This window comes from Neorhizobium petrolearium (assembly GCF_029854435.1).
GTDB classification, from domain to species: domain Bacteria; phylum Pseudomonadota; class Alphaproteobacteria; order Rhizobiales; family Rhizobiaceae; genus Neorhizobium; species Neorhizobium petrolearium.
This window is the reverse complement of record NZ_CP123000.1, coordinates 4,947,501-4,970,071: the sequence shown is the minus strand read 5'-3', so window position 1 is coordinate 4,970,071 and position 22,571 is coordinate 4,947,501. Positions and strand designations below refer to the sequence as shown.

Below are 22,571 nucleotides of genomic sequence, written 5' to 3'. Positions count from 1 at the left end.
CGGACAGGCTAAGTCTCGTCAGAATGGAGCTCGATCAAAACGAGCGGGAGGAGGAGTGAGGATGAACAGACGTGAATTTATCGTGCTCGGGGGAACAGCCGCCGTGCTGGCTTCCAGCAAAATCGCGCTGGCTGATAAATGGCCGAGCAAATCGGTCATGGTAATCTCGGCCTACCCTCCGGGTGGCACAAGCGACATCGTCGCCCGTCTTGTGGCCGATCTCCTGACGGCAAAGTTCGGTCAGCAGTTCGTCATCGCGAACGTGGCCGGCGCGGCTGGCGCCCTCGCAGGCGGCAAACTCGCACGCTCGGCGCCGGACGGCTACACAATCCTCGTCAGCGGCAGCGCGCCGATTGCCGCCAACAAGGTGGTGCAGGCGAACCTTGCCTACGATCCGCAGATTGACTTCACCCCGATTACCGTCGTCGCGGAAAGCCCTGCGCTGCTCACCGCGAGCGCCAATGCGCCCGCGAAGTCGCTTCAGGAACTGATCTCCTATGCGAAAGCCAACCCGGGAAAGGTCAATATCGGAAATCCTGGCGCGGGGACCAAGGGCCATATCTGTGCTGCGATCATCGGTCTCCAGACCGGTGTGGAAATCAACCACATCCCCTATAAGGGGTCGCCGCCGCTGCTGGCCGATCTGCTGGGAGGACATATCGACTTCGCGATCGATGCTCCGTCGAATTACCTTCCGCACATCAAGGGTGGGAAAATCCATGGGGTTGCCGTGACGTCGGCAAAACGCATCGGCGAGATACCTGAGGTGCAGACCGTCGCGGAACAGGGCCTTGACGGCTACAATCAGGCCCTCTGGTTCGGCGCCGTCGGTCCGAAGGGCATGTCCCCGGAGATCGTGACCGCCATTCACCAGGCCATCAAGGAGTGGAGCGAAACGCCCGCAGCAAAGGAAAAGCTGACTTCGCTCGGCCTCACTCCCGTTGTCAATTCACCCGAGGAGATGCGTGGTTCGATCGAGCGCGAAATCGAGTCGATCAGACCGCTGGTCGAGGCGGGACTTGTTCAACCGAGCTGATTGCGACTTGATTGAGCGGCAGAAGGCGGCCGGAACGGGGAAGCCGGATGTCCGGCTCGGGGTCCGGCCGCCTTTTTCTGCATACGATATAGGAAAGACTGCATCGCATGAGCAAAGCTCTAACCCTGACCGTCAATGGCCAAGATCATGACATCGACGTGCCGCTGACAACGCCGTTGCTCGACGTGCTGCGCAACCATCTGGGGCTGAAAGGAAGCCGCTATGGCTGCGGCTTGGAGCAATGCGGCGCGTGCATGGTGCTGATCGATGGCATGGCCACCTATTCCTGCAGTCGCGAAGTCGGCACACTCGCCGGCCGCGCCGTCACGACGATCGAAGGTTTGGGCTCGGCGGCGGCGTTGCATCCGCTTCAGCAGGCCTTCCTCGACGAACAGGCGGGACAATGCGGCTATTGCCTGTCGGGCATGCTCATCGCGGCAAAGGCCTTTCTCGACCAAAACTCCCAGCCGACCCGGTCCGAGGTCGCCGCCACGCTGGATGCAAATCTCTGCCGCTGCGGATCGCATCCCCGCATCCTGCGTGCCGTGCTCAAGGCTGCGGCAAAGATGCACCCTCGGGTGGATTGATGACCGGGCTCACCTTCAGTCTCAAGGACAACCCACGGCTCGACCGCTGGCTTCGTTTCCAGGATGACCGCACCGTGCGGATAGGCACCGGCAAGGTCGAACTGGGTCAGGGCGTCCTAACGGCGCTTGCCCAGATCGCGGCCGAGGAACTGGACCTCGACATCCGCCAGATACAGATGATGTCGGGCAACAGTATAGAAGGTCCAGCCGAAGGCTATACCGCGTCAAGCTGGTCGATCGAACATTCCGGCGCCGCAATTCGTCTCGTCGCGGCCGAGGTCCGTGCGCTCGCTTTGGCGCGCGCCGCCCTGCGCCTGAATGCAGCCCCCGACGAGCTGATGATCGTTGAAGGCGCTTTCCTGAGGAATGGCGCACCGAGCGACATCGATTACTGGAGCATCGCCGGCGAGATCGACCTCTCCGCCGAAGCCACGGGCGCGGTTCCGCCGAAACCCAGGAGCACTTACCGCCTTGTCGGCACCTCGGTGCCGCGGATCGACTTGCGGGCCAAGCTGACCGGGTCCGGCTTCATCCAGGATATGGCGCTACCCGGAATGCTGCACGCCCGCACCTTGCGTCAGCCCGGCCGCGGAGCGACCCTGATCGGCCTGGATGAGGATGCCATCCGGCGCAGGGCCGGAGCCGCTATCCAGATTGTGCGCATCGACAACTTCGTGGCTTTTGTCGGTATCGACGAAACGGCCGTCCGCACTGCAGCGATAGCCGCGGCAGAGTGCGCCGTCTGGGAAAATGCCAGGGCCTTGGACCCCGAACAGGCGATGCCCGACTGGGTCGCATCGCAGCCTTCAATTGACCAGCTTGTTGGAGATCCGCTCCCCGAGCCGGCGCCAGACCGCGTCTCCGCGCGCTTCACTCGCCCCTTCCTGTCTCACGGCTCCATCGCCCCCTCCTGCGCAATTGCACTTTCCTGCGATGACATACTGACCGTCTGGTCGCATGCCCAGGGCATGCATCCGTTGCGGGAAAACATCGCAAAGACCGTCGGCCTGTCTCTCGACAAGGTCGCGTGCCACCATATGCAGGGCGCCGGCTGCTATGGGCATAACGGCGCGGATGACGCAGCGCTGGATGCCGCTCTCGTGGCCCTTGCGCTTCCCGGCCAGCCGATCCGCCTCATGTGGCGGCGCGAAGAGGAGTTTGGCTACGAACCGCTCTCCTCCGCCATGGCGGTTACCGTACATGCGGCGCTCGACCCGGCGGGCCGTCCCGTCGACTGGACGACAGAAATCTGGAGTGCCACCCATGGCCAGCGCCCCGGCGTGGGGGGAGCCTATCTGCTCGCAGCCGATGCGTTGAAGGAGCCGCCGCCGGAACGCAGGCCTTTCGATATCCCCCTGGAACGTGGCGGCGGCGCCACCCGCAACAGCATTCCGCTCTACGACATGGATGCCAAACGGATAGACCTGCATCTGATCCATGACGTGCCGGTGCGGACCTCGTCGCTGCGAGGCCTGGGGGCGACTTTGAACGTTTTCGCCATCGAGGGCCTTCTTGATGATCTGGCAGTACGCACAGGCGAGGACCCCCTCTCCTATCGACTGGCCATTCTTTCCGACCCGCGCGCCCGCCGTGTTCTGGAAAAAGCCGCAGCTATGGCGGACTGGTCGTCACGTGACGCCGGCGGCGCCGGAAGCGGGCTGGGCCTTGGGTTGGCCCGCTACAAGAATTCTTCGGCCTACGCTGCCGTCGTCGCCTCGGTCCAGGTTGACGAAGCAGTGCGCGTCACCAACGTCTGGTGCGCCGTGGATGCAGGCCTCGTCATCAATCCCGACGGACTCGTCAACCAGATCGAGGGCAACATTGTCCAGGCCATCAGCTGGGCATTGATGGAAGAAGTCCGCTTCGGCCCGCAGGGTATCGCAAGCCTTGACTGGGAAAGCTATCCGGTCATCCGGTTTTCGGACATGCCTGAAATCAGCGTTGAGCTTGTCGAGGCCGGAGAACACCCGCCGCTCGGCGTCGGCGAATGCGCCGGCGGACCGACTGCCGCCGCGATTGGCAATGCGGTTGCCCATGCGCTTGGCACCCGCATCCATGATATGCCGATGACGCGAGACCGGATCATGACTGCCCTGATGGCATGAAGCGCGCGAGCGGCACGGTAGATGGCTCTTGGGGCATCCCAGAATGCTTCCTCGAGCGAATAACAGGGGGAGTTCAAGATGACTGATGGACTTGCGGTTTCGGGTAAGACTTCGGAACTGACGGGCGAGTTGATCCTGTTCCATAGTCCAGGCGCCTGTTCGCTGGCCCCACACATCGCGTTGGAGGAAACGGGCAAGCCATTCAGACCCGTGGAAACGCTTCTGTCGAAGAACCAGCACCTCACGCCGGAATACCTTGCCGTCAACCCTCGCGGCAAAGTGCCGGCGCTTGTCGCGCAGGACGGCCGGGTGATCACGGAAAACACTGCCATCTTGACATATATAGGCTTGACCAATCCGGAAACCGGCATGTTTCCGACCAATATCGTCGAGCAAATGCAGTGCATCGCACAGATGGCCTGGTTCTCGAACACCCCTCATATCTTCCAGCGCGCGAAGTTCCGGCCTTACCGCTTCGCCGATCGTGAAGAGGCGTATGAGGACATTCGCGCCAAGGCGGTATCATCCTATTGGGAGAGCATGCAGGAAATCGACAGCCTTATTGCCGGCAACACGTGGATCATGGGGAACCGGTACACCGTGGCGGATCCCTACGCACTTGTCTTCTACGGCTGGGGCAGGACCAACGGGTTGCCGATGGACACGCTGAAGGATTTCACGAGACACATGAACCAGATGCTCGAGCGACCAGCCGTAAGATCTGTGCTGGAGCGGGAGAACAATCCTCACTTTAAATAAACGCGCCTTCTCGTCTCATGCACTCGATAACGGGGGCAATCTTCTGCAATTTGTCATCCGATGAAAGGCCGCCCTCATCACTCTGGAAGCGGGATGTGCTCATTCCGGTCGTCGACCGGAAGATCGAAGCGGCCCTTGCCCCAGTTTTCGGCGCGCCACTCGGCCTTTGCGGCTTCGATACGCTCCTGCGACGAGGCAACGAAGTTCCACCAGATATATCGGGGTCCGGCGAGTGTCGCACCGCCCAGGATCATCAGCCGCGCGCCTCTCTCGCCAGCCGCGACCGTAATCTTGTCGCCTGGACGGAAGACCATCATCTGAGGCGCTTCGTACTCCTGACCGGCTATCGAGATCGTGCCTTCGACGATGTAGATGCCCCGGTCTTCATGGTCGTCCGGCATTGGCAATCGGCTTCCCGCTTCAAGCGTTACGTCGGCATAAAATGTCTCGGACAGCATCGTGGCAGGCGCACGCTTGCCATACGCGTTTCCAAGGATAAGCCGAACCGAGACCCCATTGTCCTCGATTGTCTGCAGCGCCTCCTTGCCATGATGTTCGAATACGGGCGCCATATCCTCGTGGCTTTCGGGCAAGGCCACCCAGGTCTGAATCCCGAACAAGCTGTTCGGGCCGCTTCGCGCCGCCGCCGTGGTCCGCTCCGAATGGGTCACACCGCGCCCGGCAATCATCCAGTTCAACTCGCCGGGGCGGATGATCTGGTCCGCGCCGGTGCTGTCGCGGTGATGAAAATCACCGCGAAAAAGGTACGTAACGGTCCCCAGACCAATATGCGGGTGCGGCCTGACATCGACGCCTTGCCCGCTCAGGAGCTCGGCCGGTCCCGCCTGATCGAAGAAGATGAATGGTCCAACCATTTGCCGTTTTGACGCCGGCAAAGCGCGCCGAACCTCAAAGCCGCCAAGGTCGCGGGAGCGCGGAACGATGAGCGTTTCGATGGCATCGATGCCGACCTCGTCAGGACAGCCTGGTTCGATTGCAGGGTTCCAACTCATACGCGTTCACCTCTCCTCTTCGCCTGGCGATCCCCCACCCGCGTAGAGCGCAGGAGCCTTTGCATGGTCCAGGTGACTAACAGGTGAGCGCGATTACGACTAGCTGCACGGCGCGGAGAGCTGTGTCGCAAAAAGCGGAACGTGCAGTCGAAAGCATCGACTCCCTGCGCCTCACAAATGAAGATTTTTTTCGAACGATTCGACCAGGAACTCGGAGAGGATACGCACCTTTCGCGACGGGTGCGGGCTGGGCGGCCGCACGATGTAGACCCCACCCACCGGCAGCGGATAGCGGGTCATGATTGGAACGAGCGCGCCGGAGACAAGATAGTCATGGGTGACACAATCGGGGAGCCACGCAATACCAAGCCCTGCTGCGGCTGCACTGGCGAGCGCCGCACCGTTGTCGGACCTGAAACGGCCTTGCGGTTGTACAGTGATGATCTTCTCACCATCCATGAACCGCCACGTTTCGGCACCAACCAACGCTTGGTGGGCGACGATTTCGTCCGGTGTTTCAGGCGAACCATGTATTCTGATATAGTCCGGGCTCACCACCAGCTTGCCGTAGATCTGACCAACGCGTCTTGCAATCAGGTTCGAGTCGCGGAGGGCGCCGACCCGGATCGCGCAATCGAAGCCGTCCGCGATCAGATCGACGAACCGATCACTGTATTCGGCGTGGATCTGAAGCTGCGGGTGGTGGCGCGCCATCTCCGCAAGCACGGGCGCAAAATGCACCGGGCCTGATGTGAGCGGAAGGGCCACCCGCAGGCGCCCGCGAAGGTCGCCGGCAGGCAGTATCGTTTCTCGCGCAATGTCGATCTCCGCACAGACCCTTGCTGCATGTTCCCGAAACGTCGTCCCGGCTTCCGTGAGACCGGCGCCACGGGTCGTTCGCGCAAGAAGCTGGATGCCGAGCGCCCCCTCGAGCCGGATGAGACGCCGACTGACCATCGACTTGGATATCCCCAGTCGACGTGCTGCGGGAGAAACGCCCCCGGCATCGGCGACCTCGACGAAGGTCCGCAGATCTTCGATATCCATTCGGCTACCGCGCTTCCCGGATGATCGGCGCGACCTCAGTGCCAAGAAGTTCGATCGATCTCTTCATCGCTGCCGTATCGAGAGAGGCCGTGCTCATCTGGAAGGTGATGCGCGAAACGCCGCCAAGCGCTTCGCTGACCTGCAGCATCTTGGCTGCGACGGTCTTCGGGTCACCGACCAGGAATGCGCCCTCCGCACCTGCCATAGCTTCGAACTGCTGGCGCGTCGGCGGCGACCAGCCGCGTTCGCGACCGATCTTCGTCGTCAGTTGCGCCCATCCCGGAAAGAAGGCATCCTTCGCTGCCGCGCTGGTCTCGCCCACGAATCCCATCGCGTGGACGCCGACCTTGAGCTTCTCCGGACTGTGCCCCGCGCGCATGCCGGCCTCACGATAGAGATCGACGAGCGGACGGAAGCGCTCGAAACTCCCTCCGATGATTGCGATCATCAGCGGCAGGCCAAGCGCTCCGGCGCGCGCGAAGGATTGCGGCGTGCCGCCGACTCCGATCCATACTGGTAGCTGTGCTTGATGGGGACGCGGAAAAACACCTTGCCCTCTGAGGGCCGGACGGAAGCGACCTTCCCATGTAATATTGGTCGCCTCGCCAAGTTTGAGAAACAGGTCAAGCTTCTCCGCAAAAAGGTCGTCATAATCCCGCGTATCCAGACCGAATAGCGGATAGGCTTCCACGAACGAACCTCGGCCGACAACGACTTCCGCACGGCCTTTGGAAATCAGATCGAGAGTTGCGAACTCCTGAAAAACCCGCACCGGGTCGGCGGCGCTCAGAACGGTCACCGCGCTCGTCAATCTGATCCGGCTGGTCCGGGCGGCTGCCGCGGCCAGAATGACAGTTGGGGCAGAATCAAGAAACTCGCCGCGATGATGCTCACCTATGCCAAAGATATCGAGCCCGACGCGGTCCGCGACGACGACCTCCTCGATGAGTTCGGCCATACGCTCGGTCGCCGAAGGAAGCTTGCCTGTGGCCGGATCCGGGAGGATGGCTGCAAAACTGTCGATTCCGATTTCCATTTTTGGTCCCTGGTTGTTTATCAGTCTACGCCGGCGACTGACGCTGGAAATTCATCATGCGCACAATCAAGCCGGTGCTTCAGATACTTCGACCCGTCATGAAAAAGAGACAACGAGGTTCAACGCACCGTCCGGACTCTTGCGACACGTTCATCGAGAACCCCGTCATCTCGTTAGGTTTTAGTGCCCGCTTTGGGTGGTCGGCACCGGCGTGTTGAGAAGCTGCTGCTCCCAAAGATATGCGATACCGCTGCCGCCGAAGTGCTGGATGAGAATCTCGGTCAGCTCCTCGACATGCTCGGTGCGCGCCCAATCGCGTTGCCATTCGCCAGCAAGCGCCATCACGGTCATCACGTTCGCGCCGGCCGCAATCATTCGCTGGATGGCAACTTCGTGAGACTCCTTCGAAATCCCGCCCGACGCGTCGGTGATCACGGTCACGTCCCAGCCTTCGCCGGCGGCCTGGATGACAGGCATTGCGACGCAGACCTCGGTCCACAGGCCGGCGATGATCAACTGCTTGCGGCCGGTCGCCTTGACGACGTTCACCACATTCTCGTCCTGCCAGGTGTTCACCCAGGTGCGATCGATGACTTCCTGGCCAGGGAACACTTCGGTGATCTGCTTAAAGAGAAGTCCACCGCGCGCCGCGATCACGCTGGTCAGAATGGTCGGAACATTGAAGGCTTTTGCCAGCTTCGCCAGCGCGGTCGTGTTGTTGACCACCATATGAGGATCATGGCTGTTCAGGTTCGCCAGTTGGTAAGGCTGATGATCGATCAGGACGAGGACGGAATCTTCGGGGCGGAGAAGTGAGTCAAGGCCGTTACGAAAGGTCATGGTTTCATCCTATGTTGGCGGTTTATTGAAGCGCGTTTGCTCAAAAGACATGCGCCCTCCGAGGCGCTGCCGCGGGACGAAACTTGTCATTCCTGTTTGTGATGCGGTAGTCCTTGTCTGTGCTAAGCTGTGTCGCAGAATGAGGAACGCTGAATGGATATCGAAGATCTCCGGACATTCGTCGAAGTTGCCGATGCGGGAGGCGTCACATCGGCCGCGCTACGCCTTGGCATCTCCAAGTCGATGGTCAGCCGACGGCTTGTACGGCTTGAAGCAGAGCTTGGTGTCCAACTTCTGGCCCGATCCACACGCGGGGCTTCTCTGACAGAGGCGGGCGCAACCTTCCGCGACTACGCAGCGAGGATTTCAGCCGAAATCGATGTGGCAAGGGAAACCATCCTGCCGGCCGGTGAGCTCCGCGGCCGCTTGCGGCTTGCCGCACCGCTATCCTTTGGCCCTACGCATTTCGCAGCGGTGATTGCGCAAATGGCACGCCGCCATCCTCATCTCCAGATCCAGACCTGTTACAGTGATCGTTTCGTGGATCTGATCGCAGAAGGCTACGATTGCGCGATCCGCGTTGGCAATCTTCAGGACTCCAGCCTGATCGCAAGACGCGTCGGTCCCCTCTATGGGAGTTTCGTCGCAAGCCCCGATTACATCAAAATCCATGGTGCGCCGGAGACACCGGACGAGCTTGTCACCCATCAGGCTCTCATGCAAGGCACGGAAACCTGGCAGGTGATGGATGGGGACAAGATTATAACCATTCGCCCGCAGGGGCGCTTCAAGGCCGACAACGGGGCCGCTCTCGCCGTCGCTGCAGTAGCCGGCTTGGGCATCGCCGCGCTCCCTGACGACCTTGTAAAAGATTATCTGGCCTCAGGCGAGTTGGTTCCGGTCATGAAACACCATCCGCCACCTCCGGCCGGCATATATGTAGTCAGACCGCCGGGGCAGCGTCCTGCAAGAAAAGTCCGGGTGCTGACCGAGATGCTGATCGAGTGTTTCAACCACGGCCCGGAGTCGACAAGATAGCGCTACAGCTCTACTCCGTCTTCGGAAGACATGAGACCGAGTGCCGATATGCCAAAGGTCACGGTATCATCACGACGCGACCCAACGGTTTAGCTGTTTCTGCGTACTCATGTGCCTTCGATGCATCGCGCAGTGGAAACACCCGGTCGATCACGACTTCCAGACGTTTTTCCGCCGTTGCCCTGAGAAGTTCGTCAACCGTGCCATGCACGGCAGGCCTCTCGAACAGCGCCCCCATGAAGACGCCGTGAAGCGTCTGATTATTCTGCATTGGTTGCCACAGTTCGACATTGAGCTCCCCGCCGCCGGCATTCCCGACGAACACGAGGCGGCCCTCGGGAGCAAGTGCGGATAGCGAGGCCTGCAAGGTCGAGCCAACTGGATCGATGACGAGGTCGACCCCGTCGCCGCCCGTCAACCGAAGAACCTCTTTGACCACGTCATTTTCCAGGCGGTCGAGGACATGTGACGCACCCAGCGCAGTCAGGCGTGCCTGTCGCTCGCCACCGCTCGCTACGGCGATCACGGTAGCACCCAGCCCGTGCGCCAGTAGGATAGCGGCCAGACCGACACCGCCGGCGGCAGCCTGGATCAGGATCGTCTCACCTTCACGCAGGCCGCCTCGAGTGATCAGACAATGATATGCGGTTCCGAACGAAATGGGCAGCGCGGCGGCTTGGCCCATCTCCAGACCATCCGGAACCAGCCATGTACGCGTGGCAGGCACCGACCAGAGTTCCGCATGCGATCCCAGCATATCGAAGGCAGCCACCCTTTCTCCGACTGACCGATCGCGAACATTTTCACCGATCGCCACCACGGTTCCGGCCGCAGCATAGCCGACGACCCAGTCGGACTGCTGTGGTGTCGATCGCCGGTTGATAAGGTCGCCACCCTCGATCGAAATCGCCTCGACAGCAATCAGGACATCATCTGGCCCACAGACGGGAGCGGGCACATCGACATATCTCAGGACCGCTGGAGGGCCAGGGTTGTTATAGACCGCGGCTTTCATGTGCATTTCCTTTGCGAAGAGTGAAGCGTGCCCCGCCTGATGCGTCGGGACCGTCCATCCATCGCGCGTCATCAAGCACGAGGCATGTCTACGCGCGTGGGTTGCAGGGAAAGGGAATGCCTGCGGCCGCGTCGCCACCTGCCAGGCCAGGCCGGTGCGACGCAGCATCAGGCTGTCTATTTCGACGCTGCGACTCCGCTTAGCGGCTCGGGGACGGGCCGAATGTGCAGGCGATCCCGTCCAGACATGGCGTCTCCTTGCACCTGCTCGGACAGTCGCTCATTGTCCCGTTGACGGACATTCGGCAGCTTCCTCCACATCAAGCTCGGCATAACCCAACGCTCGCAGGCCTTCCGCTCCCATCAGATAGGCGGATTCGACCGTCTCTCGGATCTGATAGTCCACGCCGGCGCGGATCAGATCCACGGCATGTCCGCGATCATAGCTGCGCACCAGAATCTTTGCCTGCGGAAATTCATGCTGCGCCAGTTCAGCGATCTGTATTGCGGCTTTGGGGTCGTCGATGCAGATCATCAGTGCCTCGGCGGAACCAGCCCCGGAGTGGCGCAGAGTATCAAGCCGGGTGCCGTCACCGAAAAAGACCTTGAACCCAAATCGTCCCGCCTCGCGGATACGGTCGGGATTCATGTCAATCACCGAGAGACTGACACCTTTGGAAAGCAGCAGTTGCGAAGCGATCTGTCCGAAGCGGCCGAAACCGATAATGAGCACACGTCCATTGAGATCCCGGGCCACCTCAACGCCCTCCATCGATGCCTCGCTTCGCAGCAGCCTGTCTGCCGCGATCATGAGAAGCGGCGTCAGGGCCATGGAGAAGATCACGACGGTGGTAAACAGTGCATTTTCGCGCGCATCAATCACGCCGCCTGTGGTCGCGGCAGCGTAGAGCACGAAGGCGAACTCGCCGCCCTGCAGGAACATGGAGGTGCGGTGCAATGCCTGATGACTGGAACTGCCAAATGAACGTGCAACCGCATAGACCACGACGCCTTTTGCGACGATGAAGGCGCACAGCATGGACAACAGGAACCACCATTCCGCGGCAACCACGGAAAGATCGAGCGACATGCCGACGGCCATAAAGAACAGGCCCATAAGCAGGCCGCGAAACGGCTCGATGTCGCTTTCGATCTGATGCCGGTAGCTGGAGCTCGACAGCATCACCCCGGCAAGGAATGCGCCCATTGCCATGGAAAGACCAGCGCCGGCCATCAGCAATGCTGCTCCAAGCACGACCAGCAGCGCACCCGCCGTCATCACTTCGCGCGTTCGCGCCCGCGCCAGCAGCGCGAAGAACGGGTTCAGGCCCCATCTTGATACACCCAAAAGAACGAGCAACGCGCCAGGCGCCAGCAAAACGTCCATCCATCCCGACTGTCCCTGGGACAGAGGCGACAAGAAGGCGACCACCGCCAGGAGCGGCACGATCATCAGGTCTTCGAAGAGGAGGATGGAGACCGATTTCTGGCCCTCGGCGCCGGAAATCTCGCCGCGATCCTGGAGGACCGACATGATGACGGCCGTCGAGGAAAGGACGAAACCTGCCCCGGCAATGAAAGCCACTGGGCCGGAAAGGCCAAAGACCAGCATGCCCGTCAGCGTCAGGGCTGCGGTTGCCGCCGCCACCTGCATGAGGCCCAGTCCGAAGATCTGGCCACGCATGGCCCACAGCTTGTATGGGCGCAACTCCAGTCCGATGACGAACAGGAACATCACCACCCCGAGTTCCGAGAAATGCAGAATGGACAGGGCATCAGTGAACAATCCGATCACCGACGGACCAACAAGCACGCCAGCAGCAAAATAGCCCAGAACCGACCCAAGGCCGAGCCGCCGAAACAAGGGCACCGCGACAACCGCTGCCCCCATCAGGACGATCGCAGGCCCGATCGTCTGCCCCAAGCTCGCTTCAGCCATGCATTCGCCCTTCCGATCTCACATGCTTGAGCAGCCGGGCGCCGGCCAAAAATAGACCCCGTCCCGCCATTCAGTGTTCTTCACTGCGGATTTCGGATTAACGGGACATCGATTCCGGTAAATCCCGGACAGTCGTTTCACTAAATCGCGGACAGTCTGGCGGGATCGACTTTCGTTCGCCTGGTTGATGTCATTGGTTATTGATTTCGGCGTTTTGCGCTTCGGTCAAGAGCGGTCTTGGTTTTTGCTTCCTCATGCTGTCTCCCTCGAGCGCAATTCGATGGGCGTTATGGACGATACGATCGAGGATGGCGTCAGCGATCGTTGGTTCGCCGATCATCTCGTGCCACTGCGCGACGGGAAGCTGGGCAGTGATCAGAGTGGATTTCCGGCGGTAGCGCTCTTCGAAGATTTCCAGGAGATCGAGCCGCTGCTGATCGCTGAGCGCGTGGGTTCCCCAGTCATCAAGGATGAGCAATTGAACACGCGCGAGCTTGTCGACCAATCGGGGAAACCGCCCGTCGAGGCGCGCCAGCGCCAAATCCTCGAAGAGACGGGGCATGCGGACATAGAGAACGGAATAATCGAGGCGGGCCGCCTGCCGTCCGATGGCGCAGGCGAGCCAGGTTTTGCCCGTTCCCGTTTGTCCGGTCAGGATCAAGTGCTCATGGGCTTTGAGCCATTCGCCTTGGGCAAGCGAGAGGAGCTGTCGGCGGTCGAGGCCGCGATGGGCGGCGAAGTCGATATTCTCGATGCAAGCGTCGGGGAAACGCAGTTTGGCGATTGCAAGCCGGTTGGTCAGGCGCTTGTCGCCGCGCACGGCCATCTCCCGATCGAGCATCAGGCCGAGCCATTCATCGCGGTTGAGATCGATGCCCTCAGTTTGATTGGCAAGGTCGCGATATGCTGCCGCCATGCCGGATAGGCCGAGCGCATGCATCTGGTCGAGGGTTGGATGTGTGAGCATGTGAGTATCTTCCTTTCTTCACTGGTAATAGGAGCTGCCGCGGATGTTGCCATGCACCGGGGTGGGCTTGACCGGCTCAACACCAGGCGGGGTCTGATCGAGACCGGATTTGAGGATGGTGCTGACGGAGGAATAGCTGAGCGCATTGATCGTCAGTGCCCGATCGCACGCCGCTTCCAGACGCTCGGGGCCGTACCGGCGCGCAAGCGATAGAACGCCTTGAGCGGCGCGGTATCCTTGCTGAGGATGAGGTCTATCGCGCATCAGCCGCTCGATCAGGATTGCAGCGTTGCGGCCAATCTTTGCAGCTTGCTTGATGAGGCTCGCAGGTGTCGTGTTGGCATAATGCTGATGTGTCTTCGGCATGTGCTCGTTGACGGTGACATGACCGCCCCGCTGCGACGTCCGGCGGTGGCTGGCGACGCGTTGGTGATCATGGAAGATCTCGACGATCCGGCTTGTAAGCCGGACATTGACCTTGCGGCCGATCAGGCGGTGCGGCACGGAATAGAAGGCCTTGTCGACCTCGACATGGTAGTCGGGATGAACCTTTGCCGACTTCCATTCGGAGTATTCGAATGGCGTTGCCGGCAAGGGCGCAAGCGCGTCTTGCTCGATCTCCTCGAAGAGCTGCCGCCGGGATTTGCCAACCCGGCGCATCGGCCGGCTATTGAGATCGTCGAGAAGCTGGCTGATCCGCACGTTGAGATCGACAAGGCTGAAGAAACGGTCGTTTCTCAGCCGCGCCAGGATCCAGCGCTCGACGATGAGAACGCTGCCTTCGACCTTAGCCTTGTCCTTCGGCCGTTTCGGACGGGTCGGCAGGATCGTCGTGTCGTAATGCTCGGCGAATGCCGCAAAAGTGGCGTTGATGGTCGGCTCGAACCACAAGGGCTTGGCAACGCCGGCCTTGAGGTTGTCGCAGACGATGGCTTTCGTCACACCACCGAAGAAACCCAGCGCCCGCTGCTGACCCTCGATCCAGTCCGGCAACCGTTGAGTGAAGCTTGCATAGGCGAAGGTGTACAAGGAGGCTGGCAGAACCGCGACGAAGATCTGCGCCAGCCGGATTTCGCCCGTCACCGGATCGATCACCGGGACGGTTTGGCCGGCGTAGTCGGTCTGCATCGCCGCGCCGGCTGTGTGGCGATTGCGGAAGGTGGCGTTGGCGCGCTGTTCGAAAGCGGCGAACCGCTCGCAGAACCACGTGTATCCGTAACCGTTGGGGTGCCGTTCGCGATATTCCTGCCACAACAGCGTCAGTGTCACGCCCTTCCGCTTCAATTCACTGGCGATCTTGCCCCAGTCGGGTTCGTGCATGTCCTGGGGCGGACGGCCGCGACGATGGAACAGGCGGCGCTGCAGAATGCCATCATCGTCCAGCCCAGGCGGCAACGGCCAGCCTGTCAGCCCGGCCTCACGCGCCCGCAGCAGGTAGGTCGAAATGGTCGTTTTGCTGATCTTCAGCCGTTCCGATATCGCACGAACCGAAAGCCCCTGTTCGTACGTCAGTCGCAATATCGATCGAATGTCCTTCACGTCAGTAAGTCTCGCCTGCTTCCGTCTCGCCATTCATCAGCCCCTCGTTCAAATCGAGGTCCAGAATGGCAAAACGGCGCGTGCGAAAGTCGATCTCTTTATCCCGAAAGACTGTCCGGGATTTACCGGAATCGCTGTCCGCGAATTAGCGGAAATGCTGTCCCGGATTTAGTGAAATTGCTGTCCGGGATTTAATGGAATCCCTGTCCGCGAATTACCGAAACCCGCATTCTTCACCGCGTTTGGTATAGTTGCAGTTTGAGGCTGAATAGCCTCCACATTCGCAAAACTATGTCGCAAGAAGCGGAACACACAACCCGTGGCTTCAGCGATACAACTCCGCAAAGAGTCGCGAGTACAACGATAAGAGTTGAGATGACCTAATTTACGGCACCCGGCTTTTCCACAAGGATTGGGGCACCGGCCAACCTTCGCCCGACCATCATCGAGCGACCACCAATTGCATTGCGCTTTCACGAAAGCGCTCCGCTGTCCACAGTGAGGATCGTCCCGGTGATCTGCCGGGCGGCAGGAGTCGCGAGAGGATCGCTGGACGTGCGCAGTCGCGGCAGGTGATCTGAACGGCCAGACAGCGATGTCGGCGATCCGACTGCATGATCTGCCGATTCGGAGGCGTGAGGCCAAATCCGTTCGGTGTTCCGCGTTTGGCGACACAGCTTCCCGCCATGGCGGACTATCGCATCGCTTGTCGAGATGCCATCAAGTCTTCCGACAACACTTGGGAGCATGTCTGCCGGCAAACCTAGACACTGGAAGGTCAGCCATGGGCACACCCACGACCCTTCTAACCGCACATCCGTATACGAGCCCGTCGCCGAGGCCGCCGCGCATGATCGCAACCTTCGCCTTTGGATTAAACCACGGAACGTCTCCATGCCTCCAATCTCTACCCAAAACCTGCCGCTCAGCCGCCGCGATGCCCTGACCTCGGCCGCGGCACTTGTCGCAAGCTTCACATTACTGCCGGGCATCGCGCGTGCCGGCGAACCTGTTACCCTCAAACTGTCAGAAGGAGGACTCACCATGGGCTTTGTCACGACCGACGACAACGTTCAGATTTTCTACAAGGACTGGGGTCCCAAGGATGCACAGCCCATTCTATTCCACCATGGTTGGCCGCTCAGTTCAGACGATTGGGACGCGCAGATGCTTTTCTTCCTGTCGAAGGGCTATCGCGTCGTCGCGCATGACCGGCGCGGCCACGGACGATCGGAGCAGGTTGCCGAGGGGCACGACATTGATCACTATGCAGCCGACGCCTTTGCCGTCGCAAAAGCGCTGGATCTGCGGAACGCGGTTCATATCGGCCATTCCACCGGCGGTGGGGAGGTCGCACGCTATGTGGCACGGCATGGTGAACCGGCCGGCCGGGTGGCCAAGGCTATCCTCGTCGCCGCGATTCCGCCGCTGATGCTGAAAACCGACAGCAACCCCGAAGGCACGCCGATGGAGGTCTTCGACAGCTTCCGGTCGGCGCTGGCAAGCAACCGCGCCCAGTTTTTCCGCGACGTTCCGGCAGGCCCCTTCTACGGTTTCAACCGTGACGGTGCAGCGGTCCATGAAGGCCTCATCCAGAACTGGTGGCGGCAAGGCATGATGGGTAGCGCCAAGGCCCACTACGATGGCATCAAGGCTTTCTCGGAAACCGACCAGACCGAGGACCTCAAGGCAATCACCGTACCGACGCTGGTATTGCACGGCGAGGACGATCAGGTCGTTCCGATCGCCGCCTCGGCCACCAAGGCGGTCAAACTGCTGCCGAATGGCACGCTGAAGACCTACCCCGGTTATTCTCACGGCATGTTGACGGTCAATGCAGATGTGCTGAACGAGGACATTTTGGCGTTCATCGCCAACTAACGCGCGTGCGGGACAGGGCGCTATGCTCTGTCCCGCAGTTCAGTCGAGCCATCGCCCCCCGGCCCCGCGGCGTCGGTCCGGAGGGGCATGCCGCATTCAATTCCCTCAGCCAATTTCGAAGGAGCTAGTCCATGACCGTTCACAGGTTCACCATTGCCGACGCAGCGCTCGAACGCTCGCCAGGGCAGGATGGCGACATCTTCACCGGCAACCTCCTCGACCAGCGTCACGGTGGGCCGGTCACCATCGGTTTTGGGCGCTATGGGCCGGCCCAGACCCTGGAAGAGACTATGGCCGTGCACGACACAATGGTGATCCTTGAAGGAAAGATCACCGTCTCCGACGGCCACAAATCGGTGACGGCAGGTCCCGGAGAGATCATCGCCATGCAGAAAGGCGACAGGGTGATGATCCGCTCCCACGAGGATGGTGCCGTCACCGCCTATGTGACCTATCCTCATTGGCAGCAGCCAGAGGCGTGATCGGCGACCGGTTACGCTTGGAAGAGGGCAGACCGCGTCGGGTGACAGCTTTCAAACCAATCGGACTGTGGATGTCGTCCTGCCAAATTCTCTGATGCCGAACAATCTAAGGCGGCCACGATGGCTGCACCGGTAGCGACAGCCCGCGCACCGACCTTTTCCGTCACTACGGCCGAAGCGATGATTGCGGGCGCAATAGCCGGCGAAGGAGCCGCCGGAAATCACCCGCTCAGTGTCGAGCCGAAGTCGAACTCGCCATCGATCTGCGGCAGAAACAGGCCGAACGCAAAACGGGCGAACCCATAACACACGGCAATCAGGCCAAAGCCCGTAGCGCCGATGCGGACAGTCGGAGTCATGACCGCGCCGCCTGAACAAGAAGTGCTGCCGCGGTCCGTGCGGCCGAAACCGCTTAGGAACTCATGTAAACCGCCGCGTGGGTTGCGCCTTCGAAAAGGATCATCACCTGCTCAACCAAGACTGGACTGTCGCGACCAATATCTGCCGCAAGGATTCGCGCACCCGCCTGCTGAACTCGGTTTTATGTGCCTTCACGGCCTTGTTGATCCCGGCGTCTCGCCGCCGGTCTCGGGCCGGGCGCGAAGAAACAGGCATCCCCGAGCGCCTTCGACGCGGATCCAGTCTTCCGGCGCGGAGAAGAGAAAATCCACGCTTTGTACATTGATGCGCCGCATGAACCGAGGGGCCGTTCGTTCAGCGCGGCGACCATGAGCTGCGCCTTGCTGCGGGCGTGCTTGTAGAGTGCCCGGCTTGACATGTCCGAAGCCTCTGTCGGTCGGTCCATTCCCGTTGCCACATATCCGTGCCTATCGTAAGCGGTCAGCCGATGGCGTGGGACTTGAAGTTCCAGGGCATGAGCGCCTCGATTTCAGATACGGGCCAGCCTTGAGCGATGCGGTTCAAGGTCTGGGAGAGCCAGTCAAGCGGATCGACGTTGTTCATCTTGGCTGTCTGCAAGAGGGTGGCGACCGTCGCCCAAGTGCGTCCACCACCCTCGCTGCCGGCGAATAGACTGTTCTTTCTCGTAATTGTTTGGGGCCTGATCGCGCGCTCGACGATATTGGAGTCAATTTCGATCCGGCCGTCCGTCAGGAAGCGCTCCAGTGCTTCGCGCCGGGTGAGCGCGTAGCGGATCGCTTCGGCGGTCTTGGACTTGCCAGAGACCTTGCCCAGTTCCTTTTCCCAAAGATCAAAGAGGCCGGAGACGATGGTTACAGATTTTTCCTGACGCAGCATGGAACGGCTGTCGGCATCCCGACCGCGGACCTCATCCTCAATGCGCCACAGCTCGATCATCGCGATGATCGTGTCCGTTGCAGCCTTTGAGACACCACTGATGTGGAGGTCGTAAAACTTGCGGCGTAGATGCGCCCAGCACCCTGCGAGCCGGATCGTTTCATTGCTGCCGGCCTTGGCACGCGTCTTGGCGAGATTGGTATAGGCCGAGTAGCCGTCTACCTGCAGGATGCCGCCAAATCCGGCGAGATGACGCGCCACGCAATCAGCGCCCCTGCTGTCCTCAAACCGATAGGCCACCATCGGCGGGCTGGTTCCGCCATAGGGTCTATCATCGCGAGCATAAGCCCAAAGCCAGGCCTTCGTCGTTTTCCCCGAACCGGGCGCAAGAGTGGGCAAGGTCGTTTCGTCGGCGAAGACCCTTTCGCCCTCCTTGACGCGCTCAAGGATGTAGTCGGCGCATATCTGCAGTTCGAAGCCCAGATGCCCCATCCATTGGGCCATCAGTGATCGGCTGATCTCGACACCGTCGCGTAGATAGATTGCCTCCTGCCGGTAGAGCGGAAGGCCGTCGGCGTATTTGGAGACGGCGATATAGGCGAGCAGCCGCTCCGTCGGCAGGCCACTTTCGATGATGTGTGCCGGTGCCAAAGCCTGGAGCACGCCATCGTTGCCCCGGAAGGCATATTTGGGGCGACGCGTCACGATGACCCGGAACTTCGGCGGCACGACATCCAGTCGTTCCGAGCGATCCTCACCGATCAGGACCTTTTCCAGCCCCTCGCAGCCGGCCGGGATCTCCGGCTCGATCACTTCCTCGATGCGTTCGAGATGAGCGGCAAAACCCTTGCGCGGACGTGGTGCTCGTTTCGGCTTGTCTTTGGCCGCATGATCAAGCTCGCTCTGGATTGCCGAAAGGCCGGTCTCGACTTCCTCGAAGGCAAAGGACACCTGTTCGTCGTTGACGCCAAGCCGCAATCGCTCGGAACGGGTGCCATGTTGGGTGCGCTGCAGAACCTTCAGGATCGATGTGAGGTTGGCAATCCGCTCGTTGGCACTCTTCTCCACCGCCTCCAGCCGCGCGATCTCAGCTTCAGCGGCCTTCAGCCGGACTTCTTTCGCAGCCTGCTCGCGCGCCAGCGCGAGAACCATCGCTTTCAGCGCGTCAACGTCGTCCGGCAGGTCGTGAGGGGGCAAATCCATGGGAAGGATTAGAGCACAAAAACAGCCGTTTTCCCAACCATTACAGCGGCATGATTCATCTTGCCGCAGGCGCGGTCAGCCCGTCAACAAGGGTCGCCTGACCTTGTTCGGGCGGATCTTTTTCCAATCCATTCCGGCCAGCAACGCCATCAGCTGAGAATGGTCCAGACGTATCCGTGCCGCCGATATGCCCGGCCAGCAGAAGCCTTGATCTTCCAAGGTTTTCGAATAGAGGCAGACACCGCTGCCATCCCACCAGACAATACGAATACGATCGGCTCGTTTCGACCGGAAGACGTAAAGCGCGCCATTGAAGGGATCGAGACCGCCATCCCGCACCAGCGCCATCAACGACGCGGCCCCCTTGCGGAAGTCGACCGGCTGGCACGACACATAAACCACCACACCGGAGGCGATCATGCCTTGCGAGCCGCCCGTAGAACCCTCACCAGATGATCAGGGTCAAAATCGCCGCCGACGCGCACCACCATATCTGCAACAACAATATCCACCGAGCCGCTGCTTACCGTTTCAACGCGCGCGAACTTGATCTGCTTGCCCGTTCCCTCCGTCAGGGGCGCAACAACTCCCGATGCCAGTGCCTTGCGACGCCACTCATAAAGCTGCGAGGGATCCAAGCCTTCAGACCGGGCAACCGCCGAGACATTCGCCCCAGGCTGCAGCGTCGCGGCGACGATCCGCGCCTTTTCGTCATCCGACCAGGCACGCGGCTTGCGTCGTCTTCGCACGGGCTCCGCGGTCAAAATCTCAAAGGTTCGAGGGTGATTCACACTGTCGCTCATAGAATTCTCCGCATGACTCATGCAGAAAATCGCCGATCAGCAGTACGAAAGATACGTGGGGTGGTCTACGCGCTTACGAACAGACGGCAGTCCTTAAGGAACTGATGGGAGAAGCTGCGGTTTCCGGCACCCAGAAACGCAAAAAGCCCCACGGAGGGGGCTCTTTGGGATCGCAGGGATCGTTGGTTGCGGGGGCAGGATTTGAACCTGCGGCCTTCAGGTTATGAGCCTGACGAGCTACCGGGCTGCTCCACCCCGCGCCAAGCGTAAATCCCTTTGGGATTTATCGCGGTGATGTAAGCGCGAAGCGCTTGCATCTTCTGCCTGATCAACTTGGTTTTGCCAAGTTGTTTCATGTGAGGGACGCACCGGTGATATAACGGGACGTTTTCCTCATATTCACATCAGTTCTGCAAAGCAGAAAGGCCGCTTTGCGGGCGGCCCTTGGGATCGGCATGGGCCGTTTGTTTTCGTGATGAGAAGATTGTTTGCTTTGTTTTTTCAGCGGCATTGCCTTTAGCAGACCTGGCAGCGACCTACTCTCCCGCGTCTTGAGACGAAGTACCATTGGCGCAGGGGTGTTTCACGGCCGTGTTCGGAATGGGAACGGGTGCAGCCACCCCGCCATGACCACCAGGTCGGCTAAGGGCAATGCTCCGGCCGTTGAGGCCGGAGATTGTTGAGAAGCTGGTTCACTCCGACAGTGATTGGTGAACTGTCGGTAGTGATTGGTTTTTATGAACACGTCGATTGGGACGGATTTCGTACTGCGGTGCGTATGGCACCCATACAGGACGCTAGTCCGTCGCCGGTCGTCCGGCGCCCCCGCGGAGCGCAGCCCGAAGGGCGTACGCGCGTGAGCGCTGAACAAAAGCATCATCAAGCTCCGCTTGATGAGCATGGTCAATGAGAACGATCAAGCCGATCGGGCGATTAGTAAGGCTAAGCTTCATGCATTGCTGCACGTCCACACGCCTCCTATCAACGTGGTCGTCTTCCACGGCCCTGATAGGGAATACTCGTTTTCAGGGGGGTTTCCCGCTTAGATGCCTTCAGCGGTTATCCCGTCCATATATAGCTACCCTGCTATGCCCTTGGCAGGACAACAGGTCCACCAGAGATATGTCCATCCCGGTCCTCTCGTACTAGGGACAGATCCTGTCAATATTCCTACACCCACGGCAGATAGGGACCGAACTGTCTCACGACGTTCTGAACCCAGCTCACGTACCGCTTTAATTGGCGAACAGCCAAACCCTTGGGACCTGCTCCAGCCCCAGGATGCGATGAGCCGACATCGAGGTGCCAAACAACCCCGTCGATATGGACTCTTGGGGGTCATCAGCCTGTTATCCCCGGCGTACCTTTTATCCGTTGAGCGATGGCCCTTCCACGCGGGACCACCGGATCACTATGACCGACTTTCGTCTCTGCTCGACTTGTCAGTCTCGCAGTCAGGCGGGCTTATGCCATTGCACTCGACGAGCGATTTCCGACCGCTCTGAGCCCACCATCGCGCGCCTCCGTTACTCTTTCGGAGGCGACCGCCCCAGTCAAACTACCCACCATACACTGTCCCGGACCCGGATGACGGGCCGCGGTTAGACATCCATGACGATAAGGGTGGTATTTCAAGGATGGCTCCACGAAGACTGGCGTCCCCGCTTCAAAGCCTACCACCTATCCTACACATGCCGACACGAATGCCAGTGTAAAGCTATAGTAAAGGTGCACGGGGTCTTTCCGTCTAACCGCAGGAACCCCGCATCTTCACGGGGAATTCAATTTCACTGAGTCGATGTTGGAGACAGCGGGGAAGTCGTTACGCCATTCGTGCAGGTCGGAACTTACCCGACAAGGAATTTCGCTACCTTAGGACCGTTATAGTTACGGCCGCCGTTTACTGGGGCTTCGATTCAGAGCTTGCACCCCTCCTCTTAACCTTCCAGCACCGGGCAGGCGTCAGACCCTATACGTCGTCTTTCGACTTCGCAGAGCCCTGTGTTTTTGATAAACAGTCGCTAC

Annotated in this window: 18 protein-coding genes, 1 tRNA gene, 2 rRNA genes and 1 pseudogene (1 of these 22 only partly in view); 7 read left to right on the top strand and 15 right to left on the bottom strand. The window is 60.3% G+C overall.

All coding sequences use genetic code 11. The features are described from left to right. Positions 1–61 precede the first annotated feature (61 nt). The 4 genes from QEO92_RS23995 (at position 62) to QEO92_RS23980 (ending at position 4,487) form a co-directional block, all read left to right on the top strand. Complete coding sequence (locus tag QEO92_RS23995; protein WP_227704672.1) at positions 62–1,036, top strand: Bug family tripartite tricarboxylate transporter substrate binding protein; 975 nt, start codon at positions 62–64, stop codon at positions 1,034–1,036. Positions 1,037–1,143: 107 nt separating this feature from the next. Continuing rightward, positions 1,144–1,623 carry a (2Fe-2S)-binding protein gene (locus QEO92_RS23990; protein ID WP_227704671.1) on the top strand — a complete coding sequence of 160 codons (480 nt, stop codon included), beginning with the start codon at positions 1,144–1,146 and terminating at the stop codon, positions 1,621–1,623. Then, positions 1,623–3,728, top strand: coding sequence for a xanthine dehydrogenase family protein molybdopterin-binding subunit (locus tag QEO92_RS23985; RefSeq protein ID WP_227704670.1), 2,106 nt, complete (start codon positions 1,623–1,625; stop codon positions 3,726–3,728). The genes QEO92_RS23990 and QEO92_RS23985 overlap by 1 nt, the downstream gene beginning before the upstream one ends. Before the next feature lie 78 nt (positions 3,729–3,806). Then, positions 3,807–4,487 carry a glutathione S-transferase family protein gene (locus QEO92_RS23980; protein WP_052182878.1) on the top strand — a complete coding sequence of 227 codons (681 nt, stop codon included), beginning with the start codon at positions 3,807–3,809 and terminating at the stop codon, positions 4,485–4,487. 77 nt (positions 4,488–4,564) lie between these two features. Here QEO92_RS23980 and QEO92_RS23975 read toward each other — a convergent pair whose 3' ends face one another. The 4 genes from QEO92_RS23975 to QEO92_RS23960 all read right to left on the bottom strand — a co-directional run bounded on the left by QEO92_RS23975 (position 4,565) and on the right by QEO92_RS23960 (position 8,423). Further along, a complete protein-coding gene (locus tag QEO92_RS23975) occupies positions 4,565–5,500 on the bottom strand; it encodes a pirin family protein (protein ID WP_037151976.1) in 936 nt (311 codons plus the stop codon). 171 nt (positions 5,501–5,671) lie between these two features. Then, positions 5,672–6,547 (bottom strand): LysR family transcriptional regulator, encoded by an 876-nt coding sequence (locus tag QEO92_RS23970; protein WP_227704669.1) that lies wholly within the window; start codon positions 6,545–6,547, stop codon positions 5,672–5,674. Positions 6,548–6,551: 4 nt separating this feature from the next. Then, positions 6,552–7,583, bottom strand: a complete 1,032-nt coding sequence (locus tag QEO92_RS23965) for an LLM class flavin-dependent oxidoreductase (RefSeq protein ID WP_037151970.1) — start codon at positions 7,581–7,583, stop codon at positions 6,552–6,554. Positions 7,584–7,763: 180 nt separating this feature from the next. Further along, positions 7,764–8,423, bottom strand: a complete 660-nt coding sequence (locus tag QEO92_RS23960; protein ID WP_227704668.1) for a hydrolase — start codon at positions 8,421–8,423, stop codon at positions 7,764–7,766. 153 nt (positions 8,424–8,576) lie between these two features. Here QEO92_RS23960 and QEO92_RS23955 point away from each other — a divergent pair, with 153 nt between their 5' ends. Beyond that, the gene (locus tag QEO92_RS23955) at positions 8,577–9,461 is read left to right on the top strand and encodes a LysR family transcriptional regulator (RefSeq protein WP_227704667.1); all 885 of its coding nucleotides are present in this window, start codon (positions 8,577–8,579) and stop codon (positions 9,459–9,461) included. 58 nt (positions 9,462–9,519) lie between these two features. Here QEO92_RS23955 and QEO92_RS23950 read toward each other — a convergent pair whose 3' ends face one another. From QEO92_RS23950 to istA, 4 genes and pseudogenes are all read right to left on the bottom strand, one after another. Continuing rightward, positions 9,520–10,476, bottom strand: coding sequence for a quinone oxidoreductase family protein (locus QEO92_RS23950; RefSeq protein WP_037151962.1), 957 nt, complete (start codon positions 10,474–10,476; stop codon positions 9,520–9,522). A 176-nt stretch (positions 10,477–10,652) separates the two neighbouring features. Then, positions 10,653–12,414, bottom strand: a pseudogene (locus QEO92_RS23945) (monovalent cation:proton antiporter-2 (CPA2) family protein). 190 nt (positions 12,415–12,604) lie between these two features. Further along, a complete protein-coding gene (gene istB / locus QEO92_RS23940; RefSeq protein WP_227704226.1) occupies positions 12,605–13,381 on the bottom strand; it encodes an IS21-like element helper ATPase IstB in 777 nt (258 codons plus the stop codon). Positions 13,382–13,399: 18 nt separating this feature from the next. Further along, positions 13,400–14,953: an IS21 family transposase gene (istA, locus tag QEO92_RS23935; RefSeq protein ID WP_227704227.1), complete on the bottom strand. Its 1,554-nt coding sequence runs from the start codon at positions 14,951–14,953 to the stop codon at positions 13,400–13,402. A gap of 861 nt (positions 14,954–15,814) precedes the next feature. Here istA and QEO92_RS23930 point away from each other — a divergent pair. Together QEO92_RS23930 and QEO92_RS23925 are read left to right on the top strand one after the other, a co-directional pair. After that, positions 15,815–16,801: an alpha/beta fold hydrolase gene (locus QEO92_RS23930; RefSeq protein ID WP_227704666.1), complete on the top strand. Its 987-nt coding sequence runs from the start codon at positions 15,815–15,817 to the stop codon at positions 16,799–16,801. A gap of 131 nt (positions 16,802–16,932) precedes the next feature. Next, the gene (locus QEO92_RS23925; RefSeq protein ID WP_037151957.1) at positions 16,933–17,283 is read left to right on the top strand and encodes an ethanolamine utilization protein; all 351 of its coding nucleotides are present in this window, start codon (positions 16,933–16,935) and stop codon (positions 17,281–17,283) included. A gap of 221 nt (positions 17,284–17,504) precedes the next feature. Here QEO92_RS23925 and QEO92_RS23920 read toward each other — a convergent pair whose 3' ends face one another. From QEO92_RS23920 to QEO92_RS23890, 7 genes are all read right to left on the bottom strand, one after another. Continuing rightward, positions 17,505–17,642 carry a hypothetical protein gene (locus QEO92_RS23920; RefSeq protein WP_227704665.1) on the bottom strand — a complete coding sequence of 46 codons (138 nt, stop codon included), beginning with the start codon at positions 17,640–17,642 and terminating at the stop codon, positions 17,505–17,507. 481 nt (positions 17,643–18,123) lie between these two features. Then, positions 18,124–19,743: an IS66 family transposase gene (tnpC, locus tag QEO92_RS23915; protein ID WP_227703531.1), complete on the bottom strand. Its 1,620-nt coding sequence runs from the start codon at positions 19,741–19,743 to the stop codon at positions 18,124–18,126. Positions 19,744–19,818: 75 nt separating this feature from the next. Further along, the gene (gene tnpB / locus QEO92_RS23910) at positions 19,819–20,163 is read right to left on the bottom strand and encodes an IS66 family insertion sequence element accessory protein TnpB (RefSeq protein ID WP_227704663.1); all 345 of its coding nucleotides are present in this window, start codon (positions 20,161–20,163) and stop codon (positions 19,819–19,821) included. Beyond that, on the bottom strand, positions 20,160–20,546 hold the full coding sequence (locus QEO92_RS33275) for a transposase (protein ID WP_407721842.1): 387 nt from the start codon (positions 20,544–20,546) through the stop codon (positions 20,160–20,162). Before QEO92_RS33275 ends, tnpB begins: the two co-directional genes overlap by 4 nt. 183 nt (positions 20,547–20,729) lie before the next feature. Then, positions 20,730–20,806, bottom strand: a tRNA-Met gene (locus tag QEO92_RS23900). A gap of 263 nt (positions 20,807–21,069) precedes the next feature. Further along, positions 21,070–21,184 (bottom strand): 5S ribosomal RNA (rrf, locus tag QEO92_RS23895). 274 nt (positions 21,185–21,458) lie between these two features. Beyond that, positions 21,459–22,571, bottom strand: a 23S ribosomal RNA gene (locus QEO92_RS23890); it runs 1,837 nt beyond the window's last position.